Below are 16,257 nucleotides of genomic sequence, written 5' to 3'. Positions count from 1 at the left end.
ATAAAAATATTGTTTCATATTAGTATTTTATGCTACGGTGTTTTATTTTTACGTTGAGTGACGCTTTCCAGTTTACTGTCATATAAGTACATCCCTCATTATTAAAATAGATTGAATTTTAATGTTTTGTTTGATAAATAATCGATATCAATAGACATGCTATATTTACAAATTTTATAGTATAGATATAAAATTACAATTATTTTTATATATAAGTTTATAATACGCTGTTTTCAATTATAATATATAAGTATTCCTTATACATTTAATCTAATTATACCTGCTATTCAGACAATATTATTCTAAAAACAATAACAATAGCCATGCTTTTTAAAATAATATACTTTTCAATTTTAAATTGGCATTTGCAAAACCTATATATATTGCATATAAGCAATAAAAACATTTATATACAATAAAATTGCAAATTTAATTGATCATAATGTGCCCCAAACATGGCACATACTCATAGATTGGAGTGTTGAAAGTATGTCAGAACTGACTCAAAAAACCAGATTAACGAATGCTTTAAAGGGCGAGTCTGTAGACAAAGCCCCGGTTGCCTCTGTTACACAGACTGCAACAGTAGAGCTCATGGAAATGACCGGTGCATCCTGGCCCGAGGCTCATTCAGATGCTTCCAAAATGGCAAAACTGGCATTGGCATCTCACACTGAAGCCGGTTTGGAAGCTGTAAGATATCCATTTTGCCTAACGGTCCTGGCCGAAGCCATGGGTTGTGAAGTGAACATGGGTACCCAAAACAGGCAACCCTCAATAACAGAACATCCCTATAAAAAAGGAATTGACGATCTCAAAATGCCTGATAACCTGGCTGAACTGGGAAGGATTCCGGCAGTGGTTGAAGCTACAGGTATCGTAAGGGATAGTGTAGGCGAAGATGTACCTATTATAGCAGGAATGGAAGGTCCGGTTACCCTGGCCTCCGATCTTGCCAGTGTCAAGAAATTCATGAAATGGTCTATCAAGAAGCCTGATGACTTTAAAACCATCCTTGATTTTGCCACTGATGCATGTATCGAATATGCCAATATCCTTCTTGATAGTGGAGTAGATATGATATGTGTGGCAGACCCGGTGGCTTCTCCTGACCTTATGAATCCAGCCACATTCAATGATACCCTTAAACCCTGTCTTGCAAAATTTGCAGAAGCTGTGGATTGTATAAAAATCCTTCACGTATGTGGAAATGTAACACCTGTCCTGGATATGATGGGAGATTGTAAATTTGAAGGCTTGAGTATCGAGGAAAAGGTAAAGGATGTAAAGGAGGCCAAAAAGACAGTTGAAGGTCGCGCTACTCTTGTTGGTAATGTGTCCAGTCCTTTTACAATACTCAGTGGAACTCCTGACAAAGTAAAAGAAGAGGTTAAAAAAGCCCTGGATGATGGAATCTCTGTAGTTGCCCCTGGCTGCGGTATTGCTCCAAATTCCCCTCTTGAGAACGTAAAGGCACTGGTTGAAGGAAGAGATGAATACTTTTCCTGATTGTATAAGGGATGCCTGATTGCATCCCTCTTTTAATCAAAAGAGGTGGTTATATGAAAGTGGGAGTTGCTATTGATCTTGGAACCAGTGGTTTCAGGGCTCAGAAAATAGATATTGAAAATGGTGAAATTCATAAAACGGTGATTACCATGAACAATCCTCTTCCGGGAGCCAATGTCATGGATCATTTGGATTTTGCCATGAATTATGGTCAGGATCTTGCTCATGAACTAGTAATAGGTGCTTTCCGTAATATTCTTGAGGAACTTGGAATTCATTCATCTCCTGATAAAATCGCGATTTGCGGAAATCCCATCCAGTTATCCCTGTTTCAGGGAATACCAATCGATGATCTTGCATATGCAGGACAGCGAAAAAAAGCAAAATATAATATAAAAGAACAGGAACGCAAAGCAGCTGTTGTAAAAAGTATCTTTATTCCGGGTCTCGAGGATCTTGATGATTGTATTGTTGTTATTCCTCCTGCAATTAAACATGAAGTGGGAGCTGATGCTCTTGCACTTATTGTTAAATCTGGTATGCTGGACAATGCAGACATTTCAATTGCAACGGATTACGGAACAAATGCCGAGATGGCTTTGAAAGTGGGAAATGTAATTTATACAGGCTCGGCTGCAGCTGGACCAGCCCTGGAAGGACAGGAAATTGCAGATGGTACGATTGCCCGGCCTCATGCTATATCTGATGTGTCCTTTGAAGATAAAGCACTACGTAACTATGTCCTTAATGATGAAATGGATACTGTACAGGGTGACCTCGTAAAACCAGATGATGGTACAGTAATAGATAAAGGAGACATAGAAGCACATGGTATTACTGGAACAGGTGTAATTTCTTTAATTGATGAATCTATTAAAAATGGTCTTGTAGTACTCCCAAAGATCAACCTGAAAAACAGCGTCATCCAATTGCAGGACGGAATAAAGTTCAACGAACATGATCTTGTAGAAGCTGGCAGGGCGATTGGGGCTATAAGAGCAGGTCATATAACTCTTTGTAATGCTGCCGGAATAGGAATGGAAGACATACAAACTGCGTATATGTCAGGTGCTGCAGGAACCTATATGGATGCTATTAAGGCGCATAATATTGGCATGATTCCTTATGATGTAGGTCAAATTAGCCAAATTGGCAACACCTCCTTGATAGTTGCCAAAGAAATTTTGCTCTCAGAGGACAGGTTATGGGAATTACAGGAAATTGCAGAGCAAATCGTTGGAACACATGTCATGTTTGCTATGGATGATGCATTTAAGGAAGCCTACATTCTCGAACTTTCTTATTGGGGAGAAGGCATGCCTTTCAAAGTGCTTAAAAAATACCTGAAGAAAAAGAAACTACCTACAATAGATGTCGTAAAATCAGTTCCTGCTGTTGAAAAGCGTGTAGTGAAAGATATCCCTGTACTGGGAGAAGAAGGTCTTCATGTTCTTGATAAGGTTGGAACATATCTTACGATGGTCATTGAAGGATGTGAAACCTGTCATAAGTGTGTCAAGGTCTGTCCGAATGATGCCCTTTCTATGGAAGATAACAGAGTAATGATACGTACTGATCTATGCGATGGTGCTCATTGTCAGAAATGCATACATGCCTGTCCCCATGATCTTTTTAAATGGGAAAATCTGGATGTTATGATGCAGGAACCATCAATGGAACAATAATCGATGGAAGGTTTAAACGAATGAAAGTACTCGTTGTGGGAGGATTTTTAGGAAGTGGGAAAACCACTACAATCCTCCGCATTGGAAAATATCTTGGAGAAAGGGGCCAGAAAGCTGCTATAATAGTAAATGAAATAGGCGAGGTTGGAGTTGATGCTGATATCATCTCCAGTTATGGTTTTGATTCCATAGAGCTCACAAACGGTTGTGTGTGTTGTACTCTCAAGAGAGATATGAGGTATACCGTAGATGAAATTTATAGGAAAATGAAACCGGATATACTACTTGTTGAACCCACAGGTATTGCATTTCCTGCTGTAATAAAAGAAGATATCATGCTGATGAATTTGAAAGATGTCGAGTTTGCACCTCTTGTAACAGTAATTGACGGCAGCCGTTTCAAGCAAATAATGAAAGAAACGAAACAGTTTTCCAAAAGACAGATCATTGATGCTGAAATCCTGGCCATCAACAAAGTGGATTTAATAGAGGACTTATATATACCGATAGTTGAATCTTCAGTCCAGCAGATGAATCCGCAGGCACATACGGTTCGTTTTTCCGCGAAAAGCAGGGATGAAGAGTTTGCAGAATTCATTAGTACACTATTAAGTGATGAAACATCCCTTGAAGTAGATAGAAGAAAAGAAAGTATTGATAAAAGTCCTGATGCGGAAGAAATTGTTGCAGCTAGTGGAGAAAATTCGATAGAGTCTTCAAAAATGGCTACTTATGCATCTGAATACAGTCTAAGTCATGATTATCTTGAATCTGAGAAAGCCCAATCAATAGTTTCAAACCTTATGGAAAGTCTAAAAAAAGAGATACTTGTGATGAATCCGGAATTTGTCGGTCACATGAAAGTGATTTTGCAAGCCGGTACCGTAAATGTACGTTCCAGTGTTACAGGAGCCGAAGAAAACCCTCAAATTGAAACTATAGAATCATATTCTTCCAAACCTTCTGTCAAGATCCTCTCTGCAATTTCAAATGTTTCTCGTTTGGAATTAATGGAACTTGTGGATTCCTTTGTCAAGGAAATATTCACAAATCATGGTATAAAAATAGTAAAAACTGCTGTCCATAAGCACAACCATGAAAGTCACAACCACGACAATCACAATCATCCAGAAGGTGTGTAAGTGAAATGTTGCTAAAGAATATGCTCACACCTTATGAACACGAATCATCGATTGGAGTGAAGGAAGCGAGTTTTAGGTGTGAGCATGTTACCATTGAAAAAGGATATATATATTAGTTACGCAATCCTCTTATATACATGAGATTGATTTGTAGTGTATATTAATTGTCGATGCATTGGCAGGAACATTATGGAAAAACCTATTTTAAAAGAAGGGCAAACTAATCTTGCTCCCGCGTTAGATTTTCTGGACACTGGTATTCTTTTACTTGATAGTAAATATAATATAATATATGTAAATTCCAAAATGAGCAGTTTATTAGGAATTCCAGAAAACTCTTATGGAAAATCAGTTTTTGATATTGAAATATGGCCCTTTACCAAAAAAGAAATTGTTCAGTCCCTCAAAAGTATCCCCTCACAAAATAAACCAACGATTCATTCCATTGAAGATAGTTCCGGTGAAGCCTACAATTTTACAGCTCATTACTTGAATCCCGATTTGCCTGATGCCCCTGCATTTATGCTCACACTGGAAAAACATCTATTTTCTGAAAATGAATCTGAAAAATTTGAAGACCTGCTCTCCATTTTCACATCGGGTATTTCAGAAGGAATAATCATAATTCAAGATGAGAAAATCCAGTTTGCAAACCGCAAATTCGGAAAAATTGTTGGTAAAAAGTGGGATGAAATAAAAGGCACACATTTCCTGGATTATTTTCCGATTCAATATCGGCGGATGTTGTACAAAAAATATACCAAGCGTATTGAAAAAAAAATATACAGGGAAATGACATATGAGATCGAATTACTTTCAACATCAGGTAAAGTCATTCCTTTCGAACTTTCATCATCACTTGTTGAGTATGGCAATCGATCTGCAGTGATGGTCGTATTTCGGGACATATCAGCTAAAAAGGAAGCAGAAGAACATCTTAAAGAAGCTGAAAAGAAATACAGGTCAATCTTTGAAAAAACACCGATTGGGATTGTTTATTTTGACAGGAAAGGTAGTATAAGAAATTCCAATGAAGCCTTCAATTATATATTTAAATCTTTTATTGATGAAAAGGAAGAACCTGAAATTTTTGATTATATTCCCGATACGGAAGTATTTGGCCAGATAAAACAGGTGCTTTCCGGCAACTCTCTTTCTTACAGGGGAGAATACGAGGTCAATACTCAATATTCATCCAAATCTATAAAAATTACATGTAATTCCTTGCTCCTGGATGGTGTTTTACAGGGTGGAATCGGCATCTTTGAAGACATTTCCCTGCAAAAAAGTGCTGAAGCCACTCTTCAAATGAACAAATCCCGACTTGAAGCCCTTTTAAAATTAAACCGAATGGAAGTTTTTTCTTTCGATGAAATAGCTCGTTTTGCTCTTGAACTTACAGTTGAATTTACAGACAGCGATTGGGGCTACTTTTGCAAGGTGGGGATGGATGGCAACCCTGAAAAAATACTGTATGCTCCTGATGCAGAAGATCTGGAATCATTTGTATCCGGAAGAATTGAGTATTTTGAGTTCAAAGATAGAAAATCCAATGTTATGGATGCGGGAAAAACTGTCGAAATACCTACTTTTGAAAATGAGCAGCTCGCAATGGTTGCAGGTTTTAGCAGGAATATAGCTTTTAAAGAAATGGAAAAAAATCAATTAGAACTTTTTATACAGGATATATGGACTACAATCAAACATAAAATGGCCGAGAAATCGTTATGTGATTCTGAAATCAAATATTCTTCCCTTGTGGAAAACGGCAATGATGCAATAGTAGTAATTCAGGATGGTAAACTTAAATTTGCAAATTCGATGTTTTGTGAATTCGTGGGCAACGATTGTGATTCAATACTTGATACGGATTTTAGGAATTACGTTGCTGAAGAATATCGCCGTATGGTGACAAAAAAAAACCAGCAGTATATACAGCAAAAGGAGATGTCTCATTCCAGGGATGAAATTGAACTGGTTACAGAGAACGGCAAAAAAATACCTGTAATCGTAAGCACATCTGTAATCGACCATGAAGGCAAACCTGCAGTAATGGCATTTATAAGCGATATTACACAACAAAAAGAAAAGGAGAACGAACTTCTTGAAACTTTTAAAGTTCTAAAAGTGCTTCAGTCTGTAATTCGTACCAGTCCTGCAATAGTTTTCTTTTGGGCTCCGGAGGAAGATTGGCCGGTGGAATTTGTATCTGAAAACATTGAAAATTTTGGTTACAGGGCCGAGGAGTTTACTTCCGGAAAATTACAATATGGAGATATAATACATCCCTCTGATCTCGATTATGTCCATCAGAAGCTTGCAAAATATTCAGATGAAGGAATGTCGGATTACAATCTGGAATACCGCATAATCACAAAAAATGGAGACGTGCGCTGGGTTGAAGAACGAGGTTCCATCCAATATGAAAATAATGAAATAAGCCACTATCAAGGTATAATCCTTGATATCACTGAAAGAAAAAAAGTAAATCGCTTTTTAGATATTGATACGGATATTGGGAATTTCCTGACACCCACCGGTGATATGCAAGAAATGTTTGATCAGTTACTCGAGCTGGCTCTTCATATTGAAGGTGTGGATGCAGGTGCCCTCTATATTGTTGACAAATCCAGTAAAGACCTTAATATTGTAGCTCATCGTAATATTTCCGATGAGTTTGCTGAAAATCATTCTACAATTGAAATGGATTCACTTAGAGGAAGATTCCTGTCAGTACAATATCCCGTATATAAACTTTATTCTGAAATCTATCCCTTCTCTAGATCCAAAAAAGGCAAGGATAACCTCCTGGCAACAGCTATTATCCCTGTAATAACCAATGATAATTTATCTGCAGTATTGTTTTTGGCATCCCATAAAAATTATGAAATTCCGTATTCTATACGTAACTCGCTTGAAACTGTGGCAAACCAGATAGGTTCTGTGCTTGACAGGATTGAAAAAGAGGCAGGCATTCAGAAAGGGCAGTATGATTTACAGGTGCTCTTTGACACAATATCTGAGCTGATTTTTGTGGTGGATTCAGAAGGCTGTATCCTTTATTCCAATCTTAATGTTGCAAAAACCCTGAAATATTCCAAACAGGAAATTACAGGTATGAATTTTGTAAAAATTCATTCCCATACTCAGGTACTTGATGCTGCAAAAGCCTTTAACGAAGCCCTCAATGGCAACAAACAAAAAAAATTGTTCACATTGATGGACAAAAATAATAATCTAATAAATGTCGATACTACAATGCAAAGGGGGGAATGGAACGGTAGTGATGTGGTCGTCGTTGTCAATAGAATTGTTGAATGACGATAAATTCATAAATTACTAATACAGAAGCATAGTAACTAAAGGAATGCAAGTAAAGTGGGGCAAAAATGATAGATATCAATCCTAAAAACATCTTGATGCGCTACAACATATTGGTTGAAAGCGATATGACTCCTGAAGAGGTGGCAGAACAGCTGTACCCCACAGACCCACATATTCGTCAGGTCGCCAAAGCTGTTTTTGAAGGCGATGAGGATGAAGTTGTCGTTGCTTTGCAAAATACAATTGATTCCGGAGTTGATCCTCTTTCACTTATAAACGATGCTCTAATGGCAGGAATGGAAGTGGTATCTACTCTCTATGATTACGGATTATTGTACCTGCCGGATGTTATTATCTCTGCCCAGGCAATGATTGAAGGAATAGAATACTGTAAGGAACAATCCAAGCAGATTCATGAATCAAAGGGTAAGATCATTTCTTATGTTGTAGAGGGAGATATTCACGACATCGGGAAAAAGATTGTAACCGTTCTTTTACGTGCCAATGGTTATGAGGTTATTGACCTTGGAAAAGATGTGCCTGTTGAAGAAGTTGTAGCCGCAGCCAAAAGAGAAAACCCGATAATGCTTTCGGGAACAGCTTTGATGACCACTACAATGCATGCTTTCAAAGACGTGAATTCGCGACTGCTTGCGAGTGATATAAATGTACCTGTAGTCTGTGGCGGGGGTGCTGTTACCCAGGACTTTGTTTCCGATTATGATCTGGGGGTATATTGTGAGGAAGCTGCAGACGTACCAAAAATTGCAGATTCCATCCTGCACGGATTGGATATAAGGAAATTAAGGGATGCTTTCCATAAACACTAAGGAGACCCATATTGTGTCTGTTAAACATTATTCTTCCATGGAATATGACAATTTTGAAGACCTGCTTTTTGGCCACTCAAAATATCCTGTGAAAACCGGTCTTGATCTGGAAATTGGTGCTGGATATACCACTGCTGAAATCAATTATGCTCCCCGTCCGGGTGCGGCTGAAAATAAGGCAACACTTGTAAATGAATACGAGCGTATTACCCGTGACATAATGGAAAGGATGGTCCAGGTTGGCTTCCCATCAGTCGTACTTGAAACCGAACATGTGCAACAGATGACACATAACCCTGAATGGGGGGCTGATATTGCAACTGCTCAAAAAGCAATCATGGAAGAGTACCATGATGAATATGGTATCAAATGTGCCCTGAGGCATACAGTGGGTGATATCCGGGGAAATAGGGAAAGCATTGATCTGCGAGGAGATGCTTATTCCCGGATTCTTGAATCCTTTGAGCAAGTCGCTTCTTCAGGAGCGGATATGTTGTCGATTGAATCCCTTGGAGGCAAAGAAGTATTTGATCATTCTATCCTGAGGAATGACATGCGGGGAGTTATCTTTTCAGTTGGTATACTTGGCGCTTTCGATGTTGAATATATATGGAAGGATATCTGCAATATTGCAAAGAAAAATAAAGTAGTACCTGCGGGCGATACGGCCTGTGCACAGGCAAACACTGCAATGTTTGTTGCAGGGGGACTGCTTGACTTCAAATTATCCCATAGTGCGGCATCTGTTGTAAGGGCAATTTCTGCATCAAGATCCCTTGCTGCATATGAAGCAGGTGCAGTTGGTCCGGGTAAGGATTGCGGTTATGAGAACAATATTATTAAGGCAATTACCGGTTACCCCATTTCCCAGGAAGGCAAAGGTTCTACATGCGCCCACTCAGATCTAATGGGCAACATGGCCATGCAGTGTTGCGATCTCTGGTCCAATGAATCTGTGGAATATCGGGGAGATTTTGGAGGAACCACTGTACAATGTTGGGGAGAAACTCTTTCTTATGATTGCAGCATGATGAATACGGCATTGGAAGCCGGAGTTGGTAAAACCCTGCGTGATGTGCTAATGGTTTCGGACAGATACAGGGATCCACAGGCATTCATACTATCGTATGATAATGCGTATCGTATTGGTGAAGTAATAACTGCCCATCCGGATGATTTGTATCTTAGGGCAAAAGAGGCAGGCATGAAAGCTTGTGAATTAATAGAAAGTGGTTCCGAAGGATTCCTGGAGTTATCCAAGTTTGAAAAAGCTACAATAAAAAAAGCCCAAAATGACCTGAAATCATTAGACGAAAATATGGAATCTTTTATTTGTAATTGCCTGCATACCTATTCATCTGAAGTGGATACTTTTAACCCATCAAATTATGGCCTTTAATTTCTATAATTTTAACTACTAATTTTGCTTTTTCAGACTTCTCATATATATAGTTATTTCTATCTATTATTTTATAATTTATATTTCGCGATACATTTCTAAAAAACGCTATGCTGCAAATTGTGTATAGTTATAATTATTTTTTGTATGCATTTGATTGTAAGTATTTATTTATATTGTCTATTTAGACAGCCTTTTTTATTATAATATATAAGTATTATTGCAACTAATAATATTTATTTTTTAAATTTATGTGAATATGCTCGAAAAAAAGCAATCAATAGACACTTTTCTTACTGTATAAATATATAGACAATAATGAAAAACAATGGGCAATTTTTATATATTAGTAGTGAGCAATAAAAATGTTTATATATAATAAAATCACACTTGAATATGAGGTTTGATTAAACCTCACAATAGATTGGAGTTGGGCCAATCGCCATCAGGCATTGACCCTGAATATATTTGAAACAAATATGGAAGGAAGTGTAGAATGACCAGTTTGGACTTAGACCCCAGTGAAATTCTGGAAAGGTATAACGTCAAAATGGAAAAAGCAATGACGCCGGATGACGCGGCAGCAGAACTTTATCCAAAAGACGAGCTGATTCGCCCTATTGCAGAATCAATTTATGAAGGCGAAGAAGATGACACAGTAGAGGGCCTTAAGAAAGCAATTGATGCCGGTAAGGATCCAATTGCCTTAATCGATGATGCCCTGATGGTGGGAATGGGAGTAGTAACTAAACTCTACGATGAAGGTATAATTTTCCTGCCAAATGTAATGATGTCTGCAGATGCAATGCTTGATGGTATTGATTACTGTAAATCCCAGGCCAAGGAACCACCTGTATCCAAAGGAAAGATCGTATGCCATGTTGCAGAAGGTGACGTCCATGACATCGGTAAATCCATTGTATCAGCCCTCCTGAGAGCAAATGGTTTCGATGTAGTGGATCTTGGACGTGATGTACCGGTAGACGAAGTAATTGAATCTGTCAAGAAGGAAAAACCAATGATGGTGACAGGAACTGCTTTGATGACCACCACAATGTATGCATTCAAGGCTGTTAATGACAGGCTTCTTGAAGCAGGTATTAAAGTTCCATTCCAGTGTGGAGGCGGTGCAGTAAATCAGGACTTCGTATCTACCTATGAGCTTGGAGTATATGGAGAAGAGGCTGCCGATGCACCAAAGATGGCAGAGGCAATTCTTGCAGGCGCAGATCTTGGCAAACTCAAGGAACAATTCCATCAACACTGAAGAGGTGAGCAAAATGACAGTAAACAGATACACCAAGATGGCATATGCCAGCGCAGACGATATGATTTTTGGAAACTCTCCCAATCCTGTAAAAGCAGGGCTGGACTTAGAGATTGGTGCCGGTTACACCACACCTGAAGTAAACTATGCACCAAGGCCAGAAGCCGGTGAGACCAAAGAGAAACTTGTAAAGGAATATGAGCGTATTACCCGTGACATAATGGAAAGGATGGTCCAGGTAGGTTTCCCGGCAGTTGTACTGGAGACAGAGCACGTTCAGCAGATGACCAATAACCCAACCTGGGGTGGAGAGGTCGCAAATGCACAGAAAGCCATTATGGAAGATTACCATGATGAATACGGCATCAAATGCGCTCTGAGACACACTCCTGGTGACATTCGTGAAGACCGTGATTATCTGCAGTTGAGGGGAGAAAAATACAACACCCTTATGGAATCCTTTGAAGAAGTTGCATCAAACGGTGCAGATCTCTTATCCATCGAAACTATGGGTGGTAAAGAAGTCTTTGACCGTGCAATTCTAAGAAATGATGTGCCGGGTATGCTTTTTGCAATTGGTTGCCTGGGTACTATGGATATGGAATACATCTGGCAGGACATTGCGAAAGTTGCCAAGAAGAACAATGTCGTCGCAGCTGGTGATACTGACTGTGCACAGGCAAACACTGCAATGTTCATTGCAGGTGGACTCCTTGACAAGAACCTGGCCCACACCCTTGCAATAATTGCTAGGGCTATATCCGCACCACGTACTCTTGCTGCATATGAAGCAGGTGCAGTTGGTCCTGGTAAAGACTGTGGTTACGAGAACACCATTGTAAAATCAATTGCAGGTGTCCCGATTGCTCAGGAAGGTAAATCTTCCACATGCGCCCACTCCGATGTAATGGGTAACCTTGTAATGCAGTGCTGTGACCTCTGGTCCAATGAATCCGTAGAATATCACGGTGAATTCGGTGGTACAACTGTACAGTGCTGGAGTGAATCCCTTGCATATGACTGTGCACTGATGAATGTCTCTCTCCAGACAGGTCAATCCAAGAACCTCAGGGACATGATGGTTCTCTCCGACAAGTACAGGGACCCTCAGGGATACATCCTGGCCTATGACAATGCCTACAAGGTCGGTGAAGCAATTGTCAAAGATTCAGATGATATCTATCTGCGTGCAAAGAACGCTGCTGTAGAGTGTGTAAACCTGCTTGAAAATGCAGATCCCAAACTACAGATGACCAGATTCGAAAAGAATGCACTTGCAGATGCAAGTGAGGCTCTGGCCGGGCTTACTGATGACTCAGATAAGTTCCTCAGCGACTCCCTTGAACAATACAAAAAGGAAGTCAAGGTATTCAGGCCGGAGAACTACGGTCTCTGAACGGCAAACATACAGACGTTTAGCTGTGGACTCCTTTATGGGGTCTACAGCCCCAATCACCTTGTAATCTTCTATATAGCGTAGCTAGCAACAAGGAGGAGATATAAAAGCAATGCAATACTTACAACCTCCCTTTACTCCTATTTTTTTAGTTTAAATTACTTGTGAGTTATTGTAACTTTTAGTCTGTATCGATCTATTAATTCAAATGATAGAGGTGATATTTATGGAAGGAAATATTGAAATGGTGAAAGCCGAAGTAGCCGATACAACGGCCAACCCGGCACCACTTGGTTTCACTGGTCTTGGGCTTTCAGCAGTTTTGCTAAGTTTGACATATGTAGGTTTATTCCCACTGGATTCAATGATAGTCTCAATGGCAATATTTTTGGGTGGATTTGCCCAGGTGTTTGCAGGGATAATGGCATGGAAGAAAGGAGATGTATTTGCCGGAACTGCTTTTAATGCATTCGGGCTTTTCTGGTTCTCACTTGCAGGACTGATTATTTTGCAGTCTCTTGGATGGGCTGCTGCAGCTGAACCAATGTCAATGGCTGCCTATCTCTTCATATGGGGTGTTTACACCTTTGTGATGCTCATAGGTACCTTGAAAATGTGCAACGGCAGCAGAGTCATACAATTTGTGTTCCTTACCCTGTTCATCCTGTTCATCCTGCTTGCAATTATCAATGCTACAGGAATGACCGGTTTACTTGTTATTGCAGGTATCGATGGACTCCTACTCGGATTTGGTTCACTATATGCAGCTCTTGCTATGGTACTGAATGAAATTTGTGAGAAACCTGTGGCTCCAGGTATTTAAAACAAAATATATGGATATATTTATGTCATTTATTTTGGAGGAATGGAAATGTGCAGGAAAACATTGCTGGAAAAATATTTTTTCATATTTGTTTTCCTGATTTTTTTAATTTCCATACCAAAGATATTGTATGGATATTTTTATGATATAATCTACCTGGAGACCAGTGGATATTATTCACTGTTGAGAGGATTTTCAATCGTATTTATTGCCGGTAGTTTTTATGTTACTTCCCTTTCACCTAATTCCCTGCACCCTTATGGTTATTCTAAATATGTAAAAATGGGTCAGTTTTTGGTAGCTCTTGGAATTGGAATAATTTCTTTAATTTTAATAGGCCATTCACTTATAGGCAAATATAGTTATCAGAAAGTTCCGGTTATTGATATTTCCGGATACATTATAGTCCTGCTTTCTGTCACATTTTATCTTCTGTTAATTTATTCCATGAAAAAGATTCAATTCCCCTTGCAGGAAGAAAAAAAATATAATAGTTCTGACAATATCAAAAAAGAAGTGGGTTTAACCATTATTACATTAATAGGTCTGGTAGGTATTGAACATGGATATTTTTTCCTGGATGTTGTCCTTTCAATCTTTTTCTTTTCATTTTTGGTAAAAGAAACCCTTTCTGTAATATGGGAAAGTAGCAGTTTTTTGAGTGACACATTTAGCCTGGATGAAAAGCAAATATGCAATCTTGTAAACTCAATAGATGGGGCCAGTGAATGTCACAATGTAAGGGCACATGGAACAGATTCCGACCTTTATGTTGACCTGCATGTATGTATGGATCCAAAAATAAAGATCATCCAGACCAAACCAATTGTTGAACAAATAGAATCGTCCTTAAAAGCAAGTTATTCATCAGTCAGGGATGTTACTGTACATATTGAACCTGGAAAAAAGAAGGGAGACTTTATATGAAATATAGCCTGGGCATAGATGCCGGTGGAACTTATACTGATGTGGTCATCATCGAAAACAATTCAGGAAAAGTAGTCAGTTCAAACAAAGCACTTACAACATATCCTGATTTACTTGAAGGTATCGAAAATTCAATTGATGGTCTTGATTTTCAATATCTTGAAGATATTGCGGTCGTTTCTGTCTCTACAACCCTTGCCACAAACACGGTCCTTGAAAATACCGGCTATCCCGTAGCACTTATACTGATTGGGGAGCATGGAAGCGAAAGCGAAGGTTTTCCTTCCCAGCATATATTTCATGCAAAAGGTGGACATGATCACAAAGGCCTGGAAATGCAAGAACTTGATGTTAAGCCCATCGAGTCCTTTGTTGAGGATGTAAAGGATAAAGTATCTGCATTTGCAATTTCATCACATTTCAGCATCCGTAATCCGGATCACGAAATAAAAACAAGAGAATTGATTCAATCAATTGTTGATATGCCAGTTGTTTGTGGTCATGAACTCTCCCAGGATATAGGAGCTTATGAAAGAGCTGTAACGGCTACACTGAATGCACGGCTTATTCCTGTAATAAAGCAATTTATTGAAACTATAATCAAAGATATCAGAAGAAGAGGGATAAGTGCCAGGCTCTTGATGCTTAAATGTGATGGCTCTGTAACAGGTATCGAGGATGCACTCAAAAAACCTATAGAAACCGTATTTTCAGGACCAGCTGCAAGTCTTATCGGAGCTTCTCATTTAAGCGGGAGGCACACCTGTGTCACAATAGATGTTGGGGGCACAAGTACTGATATTTCATCCATTTCAAAGGGGGTCCCTGAACTAAGTGAGTCTGGTGGAATTGTAGGAGGATGGAAAACCAGAGTACGTGCAATTCATATGGAGACCTCGGCAATGGGGGGGGATAGTGGAATCTGGACGCGTAAAGGAGAACTTTTCATAGGACCCAGGCGCTTAATTCCTCTGTGTGTTGCAGCAGAAATGTACCCGGGATTCATATCGAAATTAAAAAATGCTTCTAATCCACAAAGGGATCTTTTTGATGAAAATATCCAACCAGCCAGATTTTTCGTTAAAAATGGCTATGGCAAACATGAGTTAACAGACAACGAAAGAAAAATACTTGATGTACTTGGTAGTGAACCGATGTCTTACAGGGAACTGACATCCCTCACCAGGAGCCATATTTCATCAAATATGCTGGACTTACTTATAGGCAAACGATTCATAAGGGTTATAGGTTTTACTCCGACAGATGTATTACATGTACTGGGAGATTATGAACAATGGAATGTGGAAGCCGCATCGATCGGGGCTGACATTCTTGCAAGATTTGCTTTTAGCAGCAAATTTGAAATATGTGAAGTACTGAAAGAAAAATTTGCTCTCAATATGGCATATGACCTTATATGCTTCGCCCTCCCAAATATCGAAAAAGAGAGTATAATGGAAACCCTAACTGGTAATTATCCTGCTACTTTTAAAATGAAATCGCCTGTAGTTCTTATTGGTGGCCCTGTAGCCCCCTATGTAAAATCACTTGGGAATATTGTGGACGCTGACATCATTCTCCCCGACCATGCAGATGTAGGAAATGCAATTGGAGCTCTATATGGTAAAGGAATCAAAAGGCTTGAATACCTTATAAGGCCTGTATCCTTATCCGAACCCGACCAGGATTTCCTTGTTTTTTCCCAAAATGGAAGAAAGAGTTTCCAAACTTACACGCAAGCCTATGATTATTCCATAGATAACGGCAAAAATGTACTGTTTGAATATATGAAAAGTTGTGGTATCAAAAAAGATCAGATATCTTTCAATATAAAGGAAAAGAAAGTGATTCCTGAAGGGTGGAAACATCCTCCCATGGAAACACAATTGACAATTATGGGAATAGGTACATCCCCTCTTTAATTTTAGAATGTCGTATCAATGGGAAAAATATCT

At 39.0% G+C, this 16,257-nt stretch carries 11 protein-coding genes; all 11 read left to right on the top strand.

Annotated elements, in window-relative coordinates; translation table 11 throughout:
- Positions 1 to 489 precede the first annotated feature (489 nt).
- The 11 genes from mtaA (at position 490) to BKM01_RS04960 (ending at position 16,224) form a co-directional block, all read left to right on the top strand.
- Complete coding sequence (gene mtaA / locus BKM01_RS05010) at positions 490 to 1,509, top strand: methylcobamide:CoM methyltransferase MtaA (protein WP_072360963.1); 1,020 nt, start codon at positions 490 to 492, stop codon at positions 1,507 to 1,509.
- 53 nt (positions 1,510 to 1,562) lie between these two features.
- Complete coding sequence (locus BKM01_RS05005) at positions 1,563 to 3,194, top strand: methylamine methyltransferase corrinoid protein reductive activase (RefSeq protein WP_072360966.1); 1,632 nt, start codon at positions 1,563 to 1,565, stop codon at positions 3,192 to 3,194.
- Positions 3,146 to 4,336 (top strand): GTP-binding protein, encoded by a 1,191-nt coding sequence (locus tag BKM01_RS05000; protein ID WP_234993676.1) that lies wholly within the window; start codon positions 3,146 to 3,148, stop codon positions 4,334 to 4,336. The genes BKM01_RS05005 and BKM01_RS05000 overlap by 49 nt, the downstream gene beginning before the upstream one ends.
- A 189-nt stretch (positions 4,337 to 4,525) precedes the next feature.
- Complete coding sequence (locus tag BKM01_RS04995) at positions 4,526 to 7,657, top strand: PAS domain S-box protein (RefSeq protein WP_072360969.1); 3,132 nt, start codon at positions 4,526 to 4,528, stop codon at positions 7,655 to 7,657.
- Between the two features lie 68 nt (positions 7,658 to 7,725).
- Complete coding sequence (gene mtaC, locus BKM01_RS04990) at positions 7,726 to 8,490, top strand: methanol--corrinoid protein MtaC (protein WP_072360972.1); 765 nt, start codon at positions 7,726 to 7,728, stop codon at positions 8,488 to 8,490.
- A gap of 13 nt (positions 8,491 to 8,503) precedes the next feature.
- Positions 8,504 to 9,889, top strand: a complete 1,386-nt coding sequence (gene mtaB, locus BKM01_RS04985; protein WP_072361290.1) for a methanol--corrinoid protein co-methyltransferase MtaB — start codon at positions 8,504 to 8,506, stop codon at positions 9,887 to 9,889.
- Positions 9,890 to 10,385: 496 nt separating this feature from the next.
- Positions 10,386 to 11,156: a methanol--corrinoid protein MtaC gene (gene mtaC / locus BKM01_RS04980; RefSeq protein ID WP_072360975.1), complete on the top strand. Its 771-nt coding sequence runs from the start codon at positions 10,386 to 10,388 to the stop codon at positions 11,154 to 11,156.
- Between the two features lie 13 nt (positions 11,157 to 11,169).
- Positions 11,170 to 12,552, top strand: a complete 1,383-nt coding sequence (gene mtaB / locus BKM01_RS04975) for a methanol--corrinoid protein co-methyltransferase MtaB (protein WP_072361293.1) — start codon at positions 11,170 to 11,172, stop codon at positions 12,550 to 12,552.
- A 226-nt stretch (positions 12,553 to 12,778) separates the two neighbouring features.
- Positions 12,779 to 13,375 carry an acetate uptake transporter gene (locus BKM01_RS04970; RefSeq protein WP_072360978.1) on the top strand — a complete coding sequence of 199 codons (597 nt, stop codon included), beginning with the start codon at positions 12,779 to 12,781 and terminating at the stop codon, positions 13,373 to 13,375.
- Positions 13,376 to 13,423: 48 nt separating this feature from the next.
- On the top strand, positions 13,424 to 14,302 hold the full coding sequence (locus BKM01_RS04965) for a cation diffusion facilitator family transporter (RefSeq protein ID WP_072360981.1): 879 nt from the start codon (positions 13,424 to 13,426) through the stop codon (positions 14,300 to 14,302).
- The gene (locus BKM01_RS04960) at positions 14,299 to 16,224 is read left to right on the top strand and encodes a hydantoinase/oxoprolinase family protein (RefSeq protein ID WP_072360984.1); all 1,926 of its coding nucleotides are present in this window, start codon (positions 14,299 to 14,301) and stop codon (positions 16,222 to 16,224) included. Before BKM01_RS04965 ends, BKM01_RS04960 begins: the two co-directional genes overlap by 4 nt.
- Positions 16,225 to 16,257: the final 33 nt, after the last annotated feature.

It is taken from the genome of Methanohalophilus portucalensis, assembly GCF_002761295.1.
GTDB classification, from domain to species: Archaea; Halobacteriota; Methanosarcinia; order Methanosarcinales; family Methanosarcinaceae; genus Methanohalophilus; species Methanohalophilus portucalensis.
The sequence above is the reverse complement of the archived record's forward strand: the minus strand, read 5'-3'. Positions and strand labels throughout refer to the sequence as shown.